The organism is Serratia sp. CY38905 (genome assembly GCF_052168875.1).
GTDB lineage: Bacteria > Pseudomonadota > Gammaproteobacteria > Enterobacterales > Enterobacteriaceae > Serratia > Serratia sarumanii.
Genome location: NZ_JBJNLV010000001.1, coordinates 231,740 through 249,155 on the forward strand (window position 1 = coordinate 231,740; position 17,416 = coordinate 249,155).

23 protein-coding genes and 1 pseudogene are annotated in these 17,416 nt (G+C 51.2%); 8 read left to right on the plus strand and 16 right to left on the minus strand.

Annotated elements, in window-relative coordinates:
- Positions 1-124: 124 nt before the first annotated feature.
- Both fabV and ACJ8MK_RS01245 read right to left on the minus strand, forming a co-directional pair.
- A complete protein-coding gene (gene fabV, locus ACJ8MK_RS01240) occupies positions 125-1,324 on the minus strand; it encodes an enoyl-ACP reductase FabV (protein WP_033638117.1) in 1,200 nt (399 codons plus the stop codon).
- Between the two features lie 183 nt (positions 1,325-1,507).
- A complete protein-coding gene (locus tag ACJ8MK_RS01245; protein ID WP_033638116.1) occupies positions 1,508-1,858 on the minus strand; it encodes a DUF4377 domain-containing protein in 351 nt (116 codons plus the stop codon).
- 292 nt (positions 1,859-2,150) lie between these two features.
- Between ACJ8MK_RS01245 and ACJ8MK_RS01250 the strand changes: the two genes are divergently transcribed.
- Entirely contained in the window at positions 2,151-2,495 is a 345-nt protein-coding gene (locus ACJ8MK_RS01250; protein WP_060438791.1) for a hypothetical protein, read from the plus strand.
- A 73-nt stretch (positions 2,496-2,568) separates the two neighbouring features.
- A complete protein-coding gene (locus tag ACJ8MK_RS01255) occupies positions 2,569-2,787 on the plus strand; it encodes a hypothetical protein (RefSeq protein WP_004940942.1) in 219 nt (72 codons plus the stop codon).
- Here ACJ8MK_RS01255 and ACJ8MK_RS01260 read toward each other — a convergent pair.
- Entirely contained in the window at positions 2,784-3,188 is a 405-nt protein-coding gene (locus tag ACJ8MK_RS01260) for a hypothetical protein (RefSeq protein WP_049235094.1), read from the minus strand. The two genes, ACJ8MK_RS01255 and ACJ8MK_RS01260, sit on opposite strands and share 4 nt — an antisense overlap.
- A gap of 287 nt (positions 3,189-3,475) precedes the next feature.
- On the opposite strand from ACJ8MK_RS01260, the gene ACJ8MK_RS01265 reads away from it, so the two are divergent.
- Complete coding sequence (locus ACJ8MK_RS01265; protein WP_133160385.1) at positions 3,476-4,129, plus strand: hypothetical protein; 654 nt, start codon at positions 3,476-3,478, stop codon at positions 4,127-4,129.
- Positions 4,130-4,593: 464 nt separating this feature from the next.
- On the opposite strand, the gene ACJ8MK_RS01270 is transcribed toward ACJ8MK_RS01265, so the two are convergent.
- Together ACJ8MK_RS01270 and ACJ8MK_RS01275 are read right to left on the minus strand one after the other, a co-directional pair.
- Positions 4,594-5,082: a hypothetical protein gene (locus tag ACJ8MK_RS01270; RefSeq protein ID WP_133160384.1), complete on the minus strand. Its 489-nt coding sequence runs from the start codon at positions 5,080-5,082 to the stop codon at positions 4,594-4,596.
- A 146-nt stretch (positions 5,083-5,228) separates the two neighbouring features.
- Complete coding sequence (locus ACJ8MK_RS01275) at positions 5,229-5,633, minus strand: DUF6979 family protein (protein WP_133160383.1); 405 nt, start codon at positions 5,631-5,633, stop codon at positions 5,229-5,231.
- A gap of 888 nt (positions 5,634-6,521) precedes the next feature.
- Here ACJ8MK_RS01275 and ACJ8MK_RS01280 point away from each other — a divergent pair.
- On the plus strand, positions 6,522-7,109 hold the full coding sequence (locus tag ACJ8MK_RS01280; protein ID WP_103829404.1) for a DUF6338 family protein: 588 nt from the start codon (positions 6,522-6,524) through the stop codon (positions 7,107-7,109).
- A 148-nt stretch (positions 7,110-7,257) separates the two neighbouring features.
- A complete protein-coding gene (locus ACJ8MK_RS01285; RefSeq protein WP_279338330.1) occupies positions 7,258-7,383 on the plus strand; it encodes a hypothetical protein in 126 nt (41 codons plus the stop codon).
- A 306-nt stretch (positions 7,384-7,689) separates the two neighbouring features.
- Here the strand turns inward: ACJ8MK_RS01285 and ACJ8MK_RS01290 are convergent, their stop codons facing one another.
- From ACJ8MK_RS01290 to ACJ8MK_RS01310, 5 genes are all read right to left on the minus strand, one after another.
- Positions 7,690-8,034 (minus strand): VRR-NUC domain-containing protein, encoded by a 345-nt coding sequence (locus ACJ8MK_RS01290; protein ID WP_243403425.1) that lies wholly within the window; start codon positions 8,032-8,034, stop codon positions 7,690-7,692.
- Between the two features lie 84 nt (positions 8,035-8,118).
- Positions 8,119-8,718: a hypothetical protein gene (locus ACJ8MK_RS01295; protein ID WP_133160382.1), complete on the minus strand. Its 600-nt coding sequence runs from the start codon at positions 8,716-8,718 to the stop codon at positions 8,119-8,121.
- Positions 8,719-8,883: 165 nt separating this feature from the next.
- Positions 8,884-9,033, minus strand: a complete 150-nt coding sequence (locus ACJ8MK_RS01300; protein WP_243403424.1) for a nuclease domain-containing protein — start codon at positions 9,031-9,033, stop codon at positions 8,884-8,886.
- Positions 9,034-9,064: 31 nt separating this feature from the next.
- Positions 9,065-10,231, minus strand: coding sequence for a hypothetical protein (locus ACJ8MK_RS01305; RefSeq protein ID WP_442517446.1), 1,167 nt, complete (start codon positions 10,229-10,231; stop codon positions 9,065-9,067).
- Between the two features lie 154 nt (positions 10,232-10,385).
- Positions 10,386-10,967: a DUF1367 family protein gene (locus ACJ8MK_RS01310; protein WP_243403423.1), complete on the minus strand. Its 582-nt coding sequence runs from the start codon at positions 10,965-10,967 to the stop codon at positions 10,386-10,388.
- Between the two features lie 43 nt (positions 10,968-11,010).
- Between ACJ8MK_RS01310 and ACJ8MK_RS01315 the strand changes: the two are divergent.
- Positions 11,011-11,283 (plus strand): annotated as a pseudogene (locus tag ACJ8MK_RS01315) (tyrosine-type recombinase/integrase); the annotation flags it as partial.
- Positions 11,284-11,599: 316 nt separating this feature from the next.
- On the opposite strand, the gene ACJ8MK_RS01320 reads toward ACJ8MK_RS01315, so the two are convergent.
- The 4 genes from ACJ8MK_RS01320 to ftnA all read right to left on the minus strand — a co-directional run bounded on the left by ACJ8MK_RS01320 (position 11,600) and on the right by ftnA (position 14,121).
- Entirely contained in the window at positions 11,600-11,941 is a 342-nt protein-coding gene (locus tag ACJ8MK_RS01320) for a YebY family protein (protein ID WP_025302452.1), read from the minus strand.
- Between the two features lie 69 nt (positions 11,942-12,010).
- The gene (gene copD, locus ACJ8MK_RS01325) at positions 12,011-12,892 is read right to left on the minus strand and encodes a copper homeostasis membrane protein CopD (protein WP_060438795.1); all 882 of its coding nucleotides are present in this window, start codon (positions 12,890-12,892) and stop codon (positions 12,011-12,013) included.
- Between the two features lie 2 nt (positions 12,893-12,894).
- The gene (gene yobA, locus ACJ8MK_RS01330) at positions 12,895-13,278 is read right to left on the minus strand and encodes a CopC domain-containing protein YobA (RefSeq protein ID WP_004940886.1); all 384 of its coding nucleotides are present in this window, start codon (positions 13,276-13,278) and stop codon (positions 12,895-12,897) included.
- 324 nt (positions 13,279-13,602) lie between these two features.
- On the minus strand, positions 13,603-14,121 hold the full coding sequence (gene ftnA, locus ACJ8MK_RS01335) for a non-heme ferritin (protein WP_025302449.1): 519 nt from the start codon (positions 14,119-14,121) through the stop codon (positions 13,603-13,605).
- 345 nt (positions 14,122-14,466) lie between these two features.
- Here ftnA and ACJ8MK_RS01340 point away from each other — a divergent pair, with 345 nt between their 5' ends.
- A complete protein-coding gene (locus ACJ8MK_RS01340) occupies positions 14,467-14,697 on the plus strand; it encodes a DNA polymerase III subunit theta (protein WP_033642715.1) in 231 nt (76 codons plus the stop codon).
- 31 nt (positions 14,698-14,728) lie between these two features.
- Here the strand turns inward: ACJ8MK_RS01340 and pip are convergent, their stop codons facing one another.
- Both pip and dksA read right to left on the minus strand, forming a co-directional pair.
- Entirely contained in the window at positions 14,729-15,682 is a 954-nt protein-coding gene (gene pip, locus ACJ8MK_RS01345) for a prolyl aminopeptidase (protein ID WP_033646426.1), read from the minus strand.
- A gap of 192 nt (positions 15,683-15,874) precedes the next feature.
- A complete protein-coding gene (gene dksA / locus ACJ8MK_RS01350; protein ID WP_033653830.1) occupies positions 15,875-16,300 on the minus strand; it encodes an RNA polymerase-binding protein DksA in 426 nt (141 codons plus the stop codon).
- A gap of 423 nt (positions 16,301-16,723) precedes the next feature.
- On the opposite strand from dksA, the gene exoX reads away from it, so the two are divergent.
- On the plus strand, positions 16,724-17,392 hold the full coding sequence (exoX, locus tag ACJ8MK_RS01355) for an exodeoxyribonuclease X (protein ID WP_004928833.1): 669 nt from the start codon (positions 16,724-16,726) through the stop codon (positions 17,390-17,392).
- The last annotated feature ends 24 nt before the right edge of the window (positions 17,393-17,416 follow it).

Here is a 17,416-nt window from a genome sequence, read left to right on the forward strand (position 1 = left end):
TGCCGATGTTAATCACCCGGTTCGTCTGTTAACCCAAAATAAACATTTTCGCTTAGCCACCCGATAATTCGCAGGCAATAAAAAAGGCCGGGCTAACCCGACCTTATTTGACCGCTCGACGCGCTTAGACCAGCTCGATCACGTCGAAGTTGGCTTCGCCGCTCAGATCGGCGTCGTAGTCAACGCCCTGCAGACCAAAGCCGAACAGGCGCAGGAATTCCGCCTTGTAGCCCTGGTAATCGGTCAGTTCGTTGATGTTGTTGTCGTTCAGCTGCTGCCAGATGGCACGGCAGGTTTCCTGCACTTCGTCGCGCAGTTCCCAGTCATCCAGACGCAGGCGGTGTTTTTCGTCGGTGTCCGGCGCCGCGCCGCTGTACAGCTTGGTGGCGAACAGACGCTGGATCTGCTCGATGCAGCCTTCGTGAATGCCCTGCTCCTTCATGATTTTGAACACGATGGAGATATACAGCGGCATCACCGGAATGGCAGAGGAAGCCTGAGTCACCACCGACTTGAGCACCGCAACGTAAGCCGCGCCGCCTTTGGCCTGCAGCTTCTGGTTGATGGCGTGCGCCGCGCGATCCAGATCTTCTTTCGCCTTGCCCAGCGTGCCGTGCCAGTAGATTGGCCAGGTCAGATCGGTACCGATGTAGGAGTAAGCGACAGACTGCGCGTTATCCGCCAGCACGCCCGCTTCGTCCAGCGCGTCCATCCACAGCTGCCAGTCCTGGCCGCCCATCACCTTCACGGTGTCGGCGATTTCTTGCTCGTTGGCCGGCTCGACCACGGCTTCAACCAGCACGTCTTTGTTGGTGTCCAGCGCGACGGATTTGTACGGTTCGCCGATCGGCTTCAGTGCGGAACGCACCACTTCGCCGGTTTCCGGCATCTTACGCACCGGCGAAGCCAGCGAGTAAACCACCAGGTCAACCTGACCCAGGTCTTTTTTGATCAGATCGATCACGGTCTGACGGCACTCGTTGGAGAATGCGTCGCCGTTGATGCTTTTCGCGTACAGGCCTTCTTCTTTAGCTGCCTTGTCGAAACCGGCAGAGTTGTACCAACCGGCGGAACCGGTTTTGCCTTCACTGCCAGGCTTCTCGAAAAATACGCCGATGGTGGCCGCACCGCTGCCGAAAGCGGCATTGATGCGCGAGGCCAGACCGTAACCGGTGGATGCACCAATGACCAGCACCTTTTTAGGCCCGTTTTTCAGTTCGCCGCGCGACTTAACGTAGGCGATTTGCTCACGGACGTTGGCTTCACAGCCTGCCGGGTGAGCGGTGGTGCAGATAAAACCACGAATTTTAGGTTTGATAATCATAGTAATTTTTTCTTGGTAGCTAAAAACCGAAGGACAATATACCTGATTTTCTCAATATACTTAAGAAAGTGCGAAAACAAGCGCAGTGAACAGACCAGTCGGCAAGCCCGCCGCCGAGGCATGTCATGATGGTAAAGGGATAATCATGGCAGGCCGGATTGCGATTACCCGGCCTGTCGAGGGTCACGCCTTGTTCTTTTCCAACTGCTCAATCAGCGTGTAACGCAGCGATGAGGCATCGGCCGGCACGTTCTCTACCGGAGTAACGCGCACTTTCAGCCGATACTGATAGCCCGGTTCGAAGGTGAAACCTTCGATGCCGGTATAGAACAACTCCCACGGCTGCTGCGCGGAGCGGCGCACCTGCATGCACTTCATCGGGGCGACGCCCACGCAGTCCACCAGCGCACTGTTCACCAGCAACACTTCCGTTTGGCCGCCTTTCTCGTTTGCGGGCTGATTCATCGAGGTTCCCTCCTGGCTGCAGCCGGCCAGTGCGGCCAACGCAACAAATAACAACGCTTTAATTTTCAATGTACTGCACCAATAGTCATGTAGGTCGGGCGATCCTAACAAATTGGCCGGGTGAATTGAACCTTGCTGCGCGCCGGTGGCGGCGCCATTCATCGTAAAGAACGTCTTGTTAAGCGAAATGACTCACGCAGGAATATCAATCTCCGGCACGCTTATCAGCCTGGTAAATACCTGCAAATAAATCCCCTGTTCTTATCCGAACCGGTAATTATCCCCGCTGTTTTTTCTGTTAAAAACAGTTGGCTTGCGCAAGCTTTACGCTATTTAACCGTATCGATAAAGAGGGAGTTTTATGCAAGAGATCGAGGCCAAATACTTCCACCTGATCGCCGGCGCAGGTAACTTTTCCGACAACCGCGGCAGCAACGGCCGCGTCAACAACAACGGTGGCAACAAGAACGGGGGCGGTAAATCGTCGGACGGCAATATGTACCAGAAACACACCTCCCCGGACTGCATTAACGGCATCATCACCGGCTCACTAGGGGGGCTTGGCGGTCTGGCGCTGGGCGCGCTCAACGGCGGCTGTTTCAAAGAGGCCAGCAAAGGTGGCGGCAACGTCGGCATGGGGCAAGGCGGCAACAAGAGCAACTGCAATAACAATAGCAACAAGGGTGGCAACACCTGCTCTCGCTAAGCGGTTTTAATTAATCAAAGCACCGGCTGAGTCTCTCCGCTCGGTCGGTACTTTCAGTATTTCGGTGATAACGATGTTTAAACTGTTCCGTACCTTGTGCCTGCTGCTCGGCTTTTGGATCGCCACCCTGCTGCTCAGCGGCGCCGGGGTTTCTTTTACTCACGGCTACGCCGCGCCGAAAAACCTGTCGCATTTCGTCGTCTCGCTGGTGGTGGTCGGCGCCATCCTGCTGTGGACCCATAAATTGCTGCGGTTCTTTTTTGCCGAGAAATTTGAGAAGAAGCCGCGTTAAGCCGTGTTCTCATTTTGGCTGTCGCCCGCAATGGTAAAACCGGCATCGCGAATTGCCGCCTTCACCTGCCTGGCGTCCATCACCGCCGTTTTCACATAGCCAAAGAAGGCTACCCGTGCGCCGGGCAAACGGATTGGCGTCGCCAGTTGGTCATTGAGCTCACGATTGCGCTGCGCCATCAGCTCGGCGCGCGCCTGCCAAAACGCGGCGGGATCGGTTGGGGTTTCAGTCGCGGTTTCGAACAGCGACGCCAATTCGCTTAGCGCCTCCCACTCCGCCAACAGGGCGGCAACCACTCCAGGATTAGCCACCTGCCCCCAGTCAGAGGGTAAAGCGCCCTCACGCCACGCCTCGAGATAACCTGGCAGCGCTCTCTTCAACTGGCTCAGCCGATCGTTCAACACAGGTTTCCTTTTACAACGCCCAATGCCTTGATATTCCCCATAATGTCACTCTCGTTTAACCGGTGATGGGAGCAATGACCGGAGCTTATCAGCGCCATAAATGACGTAATGACTTTTGGTGCGGCTAAATTAGCGATATGTGCGGGTGGGGGTAGGAATGGAGATCGGGTTGGGATGTAATCGCCAGATCCAAAATTGTGATTTTCGCTCTGGCGGGCCACACTGGCCAAGCATTGAAACATCTCCCCACGTCCGTTATGTTACAACCATAAAAATTTCGAGGGATGGAAGTGAACAACACAGAGATAGTGGAACGGATAGTAAAAATTATTGTCTCCCCAGAAACAGTTGTGGGGCTGCTTGACGGCGCAATGTCTGTGCCTGTCGATTTTGGCTATCTAGCTATAGGCATTTTTGACACAAGCAATCGTCGCAAGATGGAAGACGAACGCATTCGCATGATGCGGGCAATGAAGTCCGGTTTATTGAACTATCATCAAGTTATCAGAACGACTAAAATCATCATCGATGCATTCACTGCGTACATCCCACAAGAGACGCAAGACAAAATATTTAGAGGTGCAAGCTCCGCATCCGCCGGCCGAATGCTTACTACCTCCCTAATTTCATCTAGGATAGTGAATAGCATCATATCAGCAGGCGGTGCGGCCATGATTACTCGAGGTACAGGCGTAGCTACAAGCTTCACACTGATGGCTGGCGGAATGATAGAGCGAAGCATATACAAATCAATCGGCCTCGAACGTATGCATAGTGCGGTTTATTACAAGCTTAGAAGTGCCGGGAATTTGGACTTTATATACTTTTTAGTTCAACCCTATGTTGATCCATTCATAGAAGCTTTGGCTGTACGTAGAAACCAAGGGGATGCAGAGTTTAATACATTGCTGCAAAACATTGAGGAAAAAATGAAATGAGAAAAGATAGTATCCATATCCGCCTACTCTCTTTTTTCTTTGAATTTTTCTATCAGTTAATCGGGGGGATTGGATTTTTATTGTGTATCTATTTTTTCTTTAGCTTCGACACGATAACTCAGCGCGTCGTTGCTATTTTATCGACAATAGCAATATTTTGTATCATTTGTTGGCTCGGCGACAGCCTCATCAAAAAGCTACGAGGTTATTGATGCTATTAGGCCGACGAGTGCCGGCCATGATTCATCAATAAGCCTTCCATGCAGAGAACACCAGTGGGTCGCCGAATACGTAGCGCCGGTATTCAACTGTCGAGTTGTACGGCATATACACCTGGCAGCACGTACCAACATCACCTCTGCTCGAAACACTTTAGCGCACAGCCACAACTTCTGGGTAGTTTAGGGCTAACGTGGAGTTGCTGGTCGCGTTTTGGAAGTATTCATCAGGTGCGATTATCGCGTTTAAATCCGTGACTGCTGGCAGGGTCTTATCAGCAACAGGGCCACATCCGGGGAATATCCCTGATCGCCCGACTCCATTTGCTGCTGGATTAACTCGTCCGCCGTCGGCGATGGCTGTTGTTCCGCAAGTGCACGCTGTACATCGTTATCCTCGGCGAAGCCTTGGATTCGTGAGTCTTGGCGCAGATATGCAGGAATGTCTCTGAACTCATCGGCACGCGTTGACACGGCGCCAGCAACCTCTTCAGAGGCAAACTGACTAGGTGCTGCCGGTGCCGGTTGTTCTGGCATTACATCTGGATTATTGCCGCTGACCGGCTGCGGCTCATCAGTGGTATTTTCAGCATTAACTGTTTGACTTGGTTGTTCGCCGCCCTGCTGTTCATGTGTTGACCGGTGATTACGCGCTCCGCCGATAAACCCAGCACCAACATCTACTCCAGTACCAATCATGGCATTATTTAAACCAGTTGAATAGACATCTTTCATCGGGTCTATTTTTGGTTCATCGCGTCTTAGCGTGAACCAATAGAAAAGCCTACTGGGCGAACCATGCAGGCTTTGGACTGACCAATAAAAAAGCAGAAGCAACTTTTAAGCATACTCTGGCATCCTTCGGAAATTTAGCGCGTATTCTATGTAAGGTCAACGCCTTGCTGTAATAGTCCTGCATCATTTAAAGCAAGAACTACATTCATCTGCTGATTGTGCACTTTCTCACGATCTTGCGCAGTTTTTATAGCTTCTTGCCACAACTTACTTACCCCAATTTTTACATCTGAGTTGGACAGTAAATATTGAGCGGCATTGATCGCATATTGCTGGTTCAAATACCCTTTACGAAGGTAATCCCCACGTGGAACACCATTTATCCAGCCATTTTGGCAAAGGCCAAGAAACGCACCTCTTGGACAACTTTTCTCTTTGCCTTGTACTGCTGTATCCCATGCCGTATCCGGTGAAACACCACTATCTATAATTGCCCTAACTGCCACCAGAGCAATTGAACCATAAACCGTGTTTTCAGCATTCTTCATCATATTTCTCATTTGCTATACGATCGGCAAGCAATGACGTGGCATTCGATTCTTCGATATACAACCAGCTCATGCACTGCTTAACCAGATCCGAATACTAGTTTACCCAGTCACCCCGCTCAACTACAGCCCCTAGGATGCGCATTGACTTTCGTAAATGTTCCATGTTGGCCGGAATTTTACCTTTGCCACCGCACTCTTCACACTCTACGGGATGTGGTCTAGCAGTGCGTACCGGAGCAGCGTGGGCATAAATTGGCTACAGCAGCCAGTTGTTCAGACCAGGCACGTAATACCGCGCGTTCCCGCTCAATCCGTTTGGTTATATCAATAATTTCGAAATCAGCCTCATGATATTCAATCTCGGATTGCAACGTCTCAATGTTTTTCCGAGTCTGAGCTGTTCGCGGGCCATATCGGCGAAGTAGTGCTGCGATGTGCGATATCTGGGCTGGAAGGTTTCGCTCAAGCACGATACTGAGGGCTAACTGACATACTGCCGTCGCGCGTTCATGATGCGAGCTGGTGCACCCATTCATTAATCGCTGCACGTAGCCGCTGTTCCGCTTTGTAAGCGTTGCAGTACTTAGTCATCAGCAGGTCAAGGCCGACTGAATGCCTGTGCTGTACTGCGGCTAATGCTCCGAGAATCTGCTCCCTAGTCAGAGAAGCACGCCCACAGCCTACATTCATTGACTCCGCGCTTACACTGCGCGGCTCATGCATTTCTATAATTTGTTCTATTACGTTGGTTATTGGTCGGCCCTGATATTATAATGTACCGTCGATTGTATAGTTCGTTGCATCAAACGCAACATTTACCAAATACATTGCCATAAACGGAACAAAAAAGTTTACTGCAGTTCATTACTATTACTCAAAGGCGGTCAAATGGAATCAATTAGCAGTGAAATATTTAACATATTAAAGTATCTGCTTCCCGGTTTCGTTACTGCCTGGATTTTTCACGCTCTGACTGCTCACCCCAAGCAAAACCAATTTGAACGAATAGTTCAAGCCTTGATATTCACATTGTTTATACAATGCGCGATTGGCATCACTAAATACTCTCTATTAAAGGTTGGGCACTACTATAGCGTAGGGAGTTGGAATGAGACCTCAGAACTACTGTGGTCTGTTTTTTTCGCGGTATCTCTTGGTATCATATTTGTATACTTCGCAAACAATGGATATCTCCACTCACTCCTCTCAAGGTTGAAAGTGACTAAGCAAACACCATACCCAAGTGAGTGGGAGGATATTTTCAACCAAGTCGCTACATATGTTATTGTTAACTTAAAGAATGAGCGCAGAATCTCTGGGTGGCCAATAATATTCCCCTCAGACCCAACAAAAGGGCATCTAGTCCTTCAAGATCCTGAGTGGATTATTAATGGTGAATATATTAAATTGGAGTCCGCTGAATACATAACAATCAGCGTGGCAGATATCGAGTATGTTGAATTCCTTCGATCTTAGGAAAAAAAGATGACCTTCAAACCTAACCAGAATGAGCAGTACCCAATAGAAAAAGGGGGGCGGAATCTACCACCTCCCCCATCACAAGTTAAACCGGCACCAACCCCTCCACCCCCCCCGGTAAAACAAAAATAATCAGGAGTAATGAATGTCGGAAAAACCTACCAATAACAACCTGCAAGGTGAACTGGCTAATAATAGTCGCAATCCACCACCGCCGCCGTCCCTTGCAAAACCAGCACCAACACCAACCCCACCGCCGAAGGGTAAATGAAATGACTAATAAATCACCAACACCTTCCAGCCCTAACCGCCAACGCACGAATGATGGCCGCAATCCTCCGCCGCCTCCAACCCAAGTAAAACCTTCACCAACGCCAGCACCCCCACCTAAACAAAAGTAGTTAGGAGATAAGTCGATGTCTGATAAATCGAAGTCTGGAAATCAAACGAGCAGGATTGCCCAGGACAGTCGAAATTCGCCGCCACCGGCTAACATTACAAAACCAGCACCAACGCAAGCACCACCGCAGGCTGCTAAAAAATAAATAAATTTAAGGCCCAGCGAATGCTGGGCTTTTTACTTTGCTATATATTTCATAATGCTATCTTTTCCTCTCCTGAATCCATGGCATAAAGCAACCGCATATCCCTCACATATCAACTTATTCATCCATTTAATTTGTACCGATGATGGTATACCCGTATTTGACTTCATCTCCACCCAAAGTCCCGCGTAACCACCTCGAGGCAATACGAGGAAAAGATCTGGTACACCAGCCCTAACCCCAAGCCGTTTCGCATCTATGGCTGCCTTTGGCCCACGCTTGCCCTCATTGGGAATGTGGATCAGGTAATCTCCGATCCGGATACCATCAATAACCGTTTTGTCCGCCCACTCAATCAGAGCAGCTTGCTCCTCCATCTCAGGTTGATGACGTACTTTTTAACCTTCCCGCTATGCAGCTCCGGCTTTGACTTCGTGACTACAGCTGAAATGGCATCAATACTATTGAAGATTCTTGCGGTATTCATGCTCAGCTCGGATATATTGAGTAAAAATCCATTGTGGCAATCGGTCTAATTTACTCTTAAACGCAGATTTTAGCTTTAGTTCAACAATGGCAATGGTTTTAAATTCATTATATAAATCATCAGCACTTGCCTTCATTTCACTATACGCATCAACGTTATCAATCTCATCACCTATAGCCATTCGTCTTACTTCATCATCTCTTTTTATAAATCTTGAGACTTTTTCCAATGCTACGTCAGTGAAAACCAATGGCCCAAGTCCTTTTATTTTCTTCAATTTATCATGTGTAATTAACATTCTCTCCCAAAGTTTAACCTCATCATCTTGGCTAAGAATATCCTCAGGAAACGGATTTTTTCCGTCTAGATTATAGCCACACTTAGCTTGTTCATGAGTTTCCATAACTCCATAATCCTCTTTAAAATCATATAATACATCGATTAATTCAAGATATGCAGTGGCTCTTTTATCCCACCATTTCTCTTGATAAAATCTGTACAATGCAAGTCTCATTGTTAGCCATGCAATAACAATGCTTATTAGCGTGCTAACTAAAACTGTTTCAATATTCACTACCGGCTATCCCTATTCAAATAAATGATCTCCATATCAAACCATATTCTCAACGTTTGATGAAGTACATGAGGATAAGTTTCCTGCTGTTCACCCTGCCACCAATCGTAAGGCGCCCGCCCATCAATCACTTCATGACAACTGGAACAACCAAAGACTGCCCAATTACCCCATGCCGTATGTGCTGCTGGGGAAGTGGCAAAGAACCGTTGTTTCCGAGTTCCCATTGCAAATGCCGGGGATTAGCAATGTGCAGCGATGACCCCGCGCCGAATCGCGCCGGGTTTTGCCTCTGAATGCTAGCGACTTTCCCATAATCTAACTCTCACCACATTCATAACCAATTCTATTTTTTTGGCATAACCTTACCTAATACATCTGCGACAGCATTAGCACCATCCAATACCGAAGGTATATTTTCCGCAGACATCTGTATTGGGCTGAATATTAAGTTTTCAAAATTCCCCCATGAGTCTCCGTGATCTTTTGATTCATTTTTCTTATCTATAAAATCATGAATAAATTCACACAAACTTAACCTTAGATCTATTTGCAAAAGCTGTGCGCGAATCGACCTTACCTCTCCATAGTAAATTCTCATGAAGTAAAATATTAAAGCCTCCAATGTCAACAAAGGAATTGCATATATTAAAATTTCAATATCAAAGTTAACATTTAACATCTTTCTAAACACCGCTATTAAAATCAAAATTGGAATGGAAATAAGAGCAGCAGTATATGCATTCATCCATCGGCGAGCAGCTTTAAATTCATTTTCTTTATCTCTCTTCATTCTGCTAAATGCTTTACTTAACAATACAAAATTAAACTCCCCTTTATAGTTGTCTAATTTTTCTTTGTACGATTGAAGACTAACCATTGACTCTTCAGTCTTGCCCAGCAATTTCTCAACTTCCTCTTTTTTCCCCTTTAAATTTTCATCTAAACTTGATATTTCAGTTTCTACTACTCCTTTAACTTTTGACTCCACGGAAGCAATATCTTCTTTTAATTTCATAACGTCTTTAAAATCACTTGATTGAATGAAGTCACGAGCAATTGAGGCAGGCATGCTTCTCTCAATCCATAAAAACTCACCAGTAAAGTTGCTTTCCGGAATTTCACGATCTAGTCTTTCTAGCACTCTAGAATTTAGGTATCCAGGATAGTCACCAGGACTATTTAACCAAAAATGATATTCCCCCATTATTCTTAGGAGAATGTTAAGGAATAAGGACTCTGAGTTGGTTAACGCCTCCAAATTCAGAAGCACACGTTCACCAAGATGCTTCTTATTAAATACTGTATTATTGTCTAAAGAGAATTTGTCATTTGTAAATCTAAAATAAAAACCCTTCCAGGAAGAGTAAATTATCGCTTTAATAAAAGTATCGCCACTTGTTTTCTCCGTTATTTTATATACATCCATGTTATAATCGCTGTACCTAGCTTCAATGTGAGCATTGGTCTTTTCAACTTCCTTTGCATATTCATCGTTAATAAACGTCACCATCACTTACTCCTCCGTGAAACTATATTTAAAATCGCATTAATTTTCTGATTGCAACATCATGAATAATCACTTCCATTTCACAACATTAACATTTGGATTTAATTTATAGTATCAGAACTGCATAAATTGGTTAACTATCTGTTCCATCTCATTTTCATCGGCAAAGTGTTGCTACAGCGTCTCGTTCCAGATTACTCCAGCAACACCTCGATGAACCTTGTCGAACTTCTCTTGGCTCATGTTGACGAAGGCGATGCTTCAGCGTTCCACCGTCCGGATTAGTGGCTAGATCATAGAAACCGGCCTTTACCATGACGTAATTGAGATAAGCCTCCGTCGTTTTAACGGCTTCCGCGTCGAAACGACGCTGACGCTGCGCTGCCACGCGCTGCAACACGCTGTCGGCTATCAGCTTGGTGATGTTGCCATAAAGCAGTGGGTCACCGGCTTGTGTCGCCAGCGTTTTTGCCACCTCATGCGCTATCCACTTCCCCGGATCGCTAGCGAACGTCCAATCCGGCTCCCAGCACGAGAACAGTTTCCAGAACTTACGGTGGAGATTCAGGTTCCGGCGGTCACCGACTGGCCGCATTGCGATAGGAGTGCCCGTAGGCCCCCCCTTCATCGTATCCCTCTCGTGATCTGTCACGTATTCTATGCCGCCACCTGACAACAACACACCTAACGCCTCAGTTTTGAGTTTTTTCGAGGACTTAGTTCGCGGCGCTGCTGTCATACGACCCCTCCTCAGCCATTAGCATTACTTCCCTGACACAACAGACTTCATGATCAGCGCCGGCATCAGGAAAAATAGCCCAGATGGTTCAATCCATCCCGACGGGTTAACGAAAAAATTTGTCGCCGCGCGGAAAGCATCAGGTTTGGAATTTCAGGAAAGCCCGCCGACGTTCCACGAGATCCGAAGCCTGTCCGGCCGCCTGTACGAAAAGCAGAACGACAAGGCATTTGCTCAAAAGCTGCTGGGGCATACAACAGAAATGATGACGCTGAAATATCTCAAAACGAGGGGGAAGGAGTACGTGATGCTGTAAAAGACCGAATATCAAAATTCGGACATATTTCGGACATTTTCGGACAAACGAAAATAAACCCTTTAAAATCAACAACTCAAAAAAAGACCGAATACGATTCCTATATTCGGTCTAGGGAAATGGCTCTTGGGAGAGAGCCGTGCGCTAAAAGTTGGCATTTAATGCAGGGCTTGTTCAGCCGTGCACTTTAAGAGTAGCCTACCGCGCCAGTTTTGCCAGCCGCCCGGCGGCCGCGTGATAGTTTCGTGACGAAATAACTATGCGGCAAATGCGCATCAATCCGCGCACGTTGGGCAAGGCGTTGGCAAACAAGCGGTTAGTCAGCGCACAGCTTCTCGGCGCGTTCGATAAACGGCGCCAGGCTCATTTTTTTCCCCGGTTCGGCAGGGTCGTCCAGCAGGAGCACCTCCAGCGGCTGCGCACGCTGATGGCCCTTCTTCACCTGCTGCTCCGCTGCGTCGTTGAGCGGGTATTGCATCAGGGTGCTGTTATTCAGCACGAACAGCGCGCCGCCGCTGCGGCACTGCAGCGTCACTTCTTCCTTGGTGAACGCCCACTGTTTGCCGTACTCCAGTTTGGTGATGTTCACCAGTTTGTCTGCCGCCAGCGCGCCGGTCGCGGTTGCCAGCAGCGTAATGCCGAGTAATACCGATTTCATGTGTTGGCCTTAAGGTTGCTATTCACGTCGATTTTCCCGCAGCTTGCCCGGTTGCGGCAAGCCGAAATGTCAAACCGGCGCATAGGTTGCAAATAAACTGACCAGCAGCAGCACCGCCACCCCCAGCCCGACTTCGAGCCAGCAGGCCAGCACCACGCCGCGCTGCGCCAGCGCCGGCACGCGGCTCATCGCCGGCACGATGGCGTAGCGATTGGCCAGCGCCACCATCACCATCAGCGCCACCAGCGCGGTTTTGATCAGCAGCAGGCGCTGATAAGGCGAACCGAGGTTGAGCGGCCAACCGCCGAGAATGATCAGGCTGTTGACGATACCGGTGACGATCACCGCCGCCACCGCCAGGTGCCCCCAGCGCGAGAAACGGATCAGCGTGGTGATGGCGTCGCTGCGCCACTGCGGCGGCTGCAGATAGCGCAGGCAAACCAGCAGCGGCGCCAGGCTGCCGAACCAGTAGCCGGCGGCCAGCAGGTGTACCGCATGGTTGGCGCGGTGCAGCGCGCCCAGCGCGCCTTCGTGCATCGCCGCGTGGCCGATAAACGCCAGGCTCACCAGCAGCAGTACCGAGCACAGCGCCAACGCCTGCGCACGCGGCCGTTCCGGCAGCAGCAGGCTCAGGATCGCCAGCAGCGACAGGCCCAGATGCCAGCGCCACACTTCGCCGAAGGTGGTGCCGAGCACCGCCCACCAGACCTCCAGCCGCCAGGCGTCTTCCCAACCGTCGCCCATTTGCCCGGCCTGAATGGCCAGCAGCGCCACGGCGGAAAGCCCGGCAATCCAGGTGCTGGCAAGCAGCAGCGGGCGCACATCGCGGGAGAGGATCGGGGAGAGGCGCTGCGGTGACAATAAGGCGGTGAACAGACTGATGCCGAACATCAGCATCACCGCCGCAAAGTGCACCAAGCGACACAGAACGAACAGGGTCGCCAGACTCACGATCAGTTTACGGTGAAGCTGTACTGGCCTTTGGTTTTATGCCCGTCGACCGAAACCACATGCCAGCTGACGTTGTATTTGCCCGCGCTCAACTCACCTTCGATCGGCACATTGACCTGGGTGTTGTTGTTCGGATCGAGCTGCAGTTTGCCGGTTTTCACCACGGCGTTGTCCGGGCCGGTGATTTTCACGCCGCTGAAGTTCGGTTCGATGCCTTCGGAGAAGCTGAGGGTCAGCGCCTTCGGCGCCGGGCTGACGCTGGCGTCGGCCTTCGGCGTTTCCACTTTCAGGTGGGCGTGCGCCAGCGCTTGCTGCGAAGACAGGCCGACGAACAGGACGAAAACGGTGGAAAGCAGGCGACAAGAGGAACGAATTTTACCGATCACAGTGGTATCCCTTAACAGTAAAAGAGGGTCATAAGGGTTAAGGCCACAGCCAAGGCGATGTATCAGCGGCCCCAACCCACCGCAAATGATTGCGCCACGGGTAAACAGAAAAACGGGTTGTATCGGCTAACCCGCTGTTTTGACTCTACCATCCCTGTAGCGTATCGCGGTAAATCATAACGACCGTGCTGCGGCAAGTCGAGCGCATCGCTGGCATTTTGCGATCCGGCAGCACGTATCGCCGCATAACCGCGATAAACGCAGGGTAAAAAAAACCGCGCGTCAGGCTCGCCCGCGCGCGGTTTTTCGGTGTTTTGTTGCAGATTAAGCCTGGCCGTTGCCGCCCTGGCCCATCGCGCCCATTTTCTTCAGATCTTTGTCGATGAAGAACAGGCCTTTGCCGCTGGTGCCCACCAGCGCCAGCTTATCCAGCACGGATTTGAACAGTTTCTCTTCTTCGTGCTGCTCCGCCACGTACCACTGCAGGAAGTTGAAGGTGGAATAATCGTGTGCGGTCATGGCGGCGTGCGCCAGTTCGTTGATCTGACGGGTGATCAGCTGTTCGTGTTCGTAGGTCTGCTGGAACACGTCCGCCAGCGATTCGAACGCCACCGGCGGCGCGGCGATGCTGCCCAGCAGCGGCAAAGAGCCGGTGTCGCTCAGGTAGTCGAACAGACGTTGCATATGCTGCATCTCTTCCTGAGAGTGCTCTTTAAGAAATGCGGCGGCGCCTTCAAAGCCTTTATCGCTGCACCATGCGCTCATTTGCAGGTACAGGTTGGCGGAGTAGAACTCCAGATTCAGTTGCTCATTCAGCTTTTGAGTCATTTCTTGCGTCAGCATAATGATTCCTTTTATTTTGCAGGTCATGAATTTAATTTCCGCGCATTATGCCCTGCTGCCGTAAAAATAAAAACACCTTATTCACATCCGATCAATATTAATTGTTTATTTTATTAAAATCAATCACATATAAACATATAGAGATTCACGCTAATTATTATGATAATTATTCCCATCTTTTATTTTAATCAAAAAGCGAATCATTCTTATTTAAAAGAATAAATAGATTGCATTACTCTTTGGAAAATATCGTCCGCCGCGGCGGCGCTACGGGCTTGCCAAGCGTCGCCGGGTGGATTACCTTCTGCGCAGGTTCAATGCGGCAAAGTAAGTAAGGAGCATAGCGTGGGTTATAATCTGGCCGAGCTGTCCAAAGAAGAGATGGACAGGGTGAACGTGGATCTCGCCGCCTCAGGCGTGGCGTATAAAGAGCGCTACAACATGCCGGTGATCCCGGAAGTGGTGGAGCGCGAGCAGCCGGAACCGCTGCGCGACTATTTTCGCGAGCGTGTGGCGCACTACCGCGCGGAATCCCACAAGTTTTCGCGCCTGCCGTACGAGCCGAAGGCCAAATAACAAAACCCGCCGTTACGGCGGGTTTTTTGCGTCACTTGCCGGCGAACCGGTCGGTGGCGATCATCAGCTGGTGCAAGATGCCCGGCTCGTCATACGAATGCCCCGCCCCTTCCACGATATGCAATTCCGCTTCCGGCCAGGCCTTGGCCAGATCCCAGGCGTTCTGCACCTGGCAGGCCATATCATAGCGGCCGTGGACGATCACCGCCGGGATATGGCGGATCAGCGGCACGTTGCGCAGCAACTGGTCATCGCTCTCCAGGAAGCCCAGATGGGTGAAATAGTGGTTTTCAATCCGGGCGAACGCCAACGCGAAATCATCCTCGCCGAACGAAGCGGATTCGCGGCTCGGCAACAGCGTGACCGTCTCCCCTTCCCACACGCTCCACAACTTGGCCGCTTCGAGTTGCACCTGCGGATCGGCCGAGGTCAGCCGCTGCCGGTAGGCGGCGATCACGTCTTTACGCTCTTCATCCGACAGAATGGACAGCACGCGCTCCCATTTGTCCGGGAAGAAGCGTGACGCGCCGTCCTGGTAATACCAATGCAGCTCCTGCTTGCGCAGGGTGAAGATGCCGCGCAGCACCATTTCACTGACGCGCTCCGGGTGGGTCTGCGCATAGGCGAGAGCCAGCGTCGACCCCCAGGAACCGCCAAACACCAGCCATTGATCGACGCCGGCCATTTCGCGCAGCCGCTCGATATCGGCCACCAAATGCCAGGTGGTGTTGTTGTCCAGGCTGGCGTGCGGACGGGAGCGGCCACAGCCGCGCTGATCGAACAGCAGCACCTTGTAGCGTTCGGGATCGAACAACTGGCGATGATGCGGAGAAATGCCGCCGCCCGGCCCGCCGTGAATGAAGACCGCCGGCTTACCGTTCGGGTTGCCGCTCAGCTCCCAGTAGATCCGGTGGCCATCCCCAGTGTCCAGCCAACCGCTGTCGTATGCCGCTAACGGCGGGTACAAACCTCGTAATTGTTCCATGGCGCTTTCCGTCTCTCTGTGAGTCATGCTTTCATCAAAGCGGAAGCCGCCCGGCAGGTCAACGGTAAAACCCGAAAACTAGAACGCGCGCCGAGAACTCGGCGCGCGTTTGCTCAAAATCGCAACGACCTGCCGGCAAAATGCCCACAGGCCCTATCGGTTGAGGGGCGCATTCGCCCCCCGGGAACTCAGTTAGCCACCTTTGCGCATATGCGGCTCGCGCATCTCCTGCGCGGTTTTCGCCTCGATGCTCAGTTCCGCCGTCGGGCGCAGCAGCAGGCGCGCCAGCCCGATAGGTTCGCCGGTTTCCCGGCAGTAGCCGTACTCGCCGTTCTGCAACCTTGCCAGCGCCGCATCGATTTTCGGCAGCAGGCGGCTTTCGCGATCCAACTGGCGGAACAGCAGGCGCAGATCCTCTTCGCGCGCCGCCTTGTCGGCTTCATCGCCCGTCGCTTCACCGCCGTCGATCTCTTTTTTCAGCTCATCGATGTGCAGCAGCAGCTTTTGCCGCTCATCTTGCAGCAGCTGGCGGAAAAACGCCCGTTGAACCGAGTTCATATAATCAGAATCCGGCATGGCCAGCAGTTGCTGCGCATCCGGTAACGTCATGACTGTCATTGCGCTCTCCCAACACCAAAAGTGTAACATTATAACATAATATTTATTTTTAGCACCCGGTCATCCAAAAACAAAATTTCACGCACAAACAGCCGGTTAAACACAATTCGCACTTTGTCGCTTGCATCCTGCCGACTTTAGGCGGTTAATGGCTGAGCAAGCCACCCAATCATAGGTAACGAGAGGCCATCATGAGTAAGGGAATGGATAGCAAAAAGAATGCGAAGAAGAAGCCGTTGAAAACCCCAGCTGAGAAACGTGCGGAGAAACGCGCCAAAAAAGCGCATCCGTCTGGTGAGTAAGCGCCCTTCCATCCGTCATTAAACCCGCCAAGGCGGGTTTTTTATTGCCAGCAGCAAGGCGCGGTTGGCACGGCCGCCTGCGGCGGTTAAGCTGAAGCCTGACGGCAACGCGGAGGAAAGCATGACGTTACGCGTAATAGATACCGAGACCTGCGGGCTGGACGGCGGCGTGGTGGAAGTGGCCTCCCTCGATCTGCTCGACGGCCAATTGACCAACCCGATGAGCGATCTGGTCAGCCCGGATCGCCCCATCAGCCTCGACGCGATGGCGATTCATCACATCACCGAACAGATGGTGGAAGGCAAACCGCGCATTGCGGTGGCGATCGGCCGCTATCAGGGCAGCCCCTACTATGTGGCGCACAACGCCGCTTTCGATCGCGGCGTGCTGCCGGAGATGAACGGCGCCTGGATCTGCACGCTCAAGCTGGCGCGCACGCTGTATCCGGACATCAAGTACGGCAACCAATATCTGCGCTACGCGCTGAACCTGGACGTGCAGCTGCCGGCAGACGCCACGCTGTACCCGCACCGCGCGCTGTACGACTGCTACGTCACCGCCGCGCTGCTGCAACGCATCATCAAGGATTCGGGCTGGACGCCGGAGCAAATGGTGCAGATCACCGAACAACCGGTGCTGCTGAAGAAGTTCAAATTCGGCAAGTATCGCGGGCAGGAGATCGATCGCATCGCCCAGGAAGATCCCGGCTATCTGCGCTGGATGCTGAAATCCATCGACGATCTGAGCCCGGACATGAAACACACGCTGAAATACTATCTGATTGGCTAACATGGCGGGCGGCGCAGGCCGCCC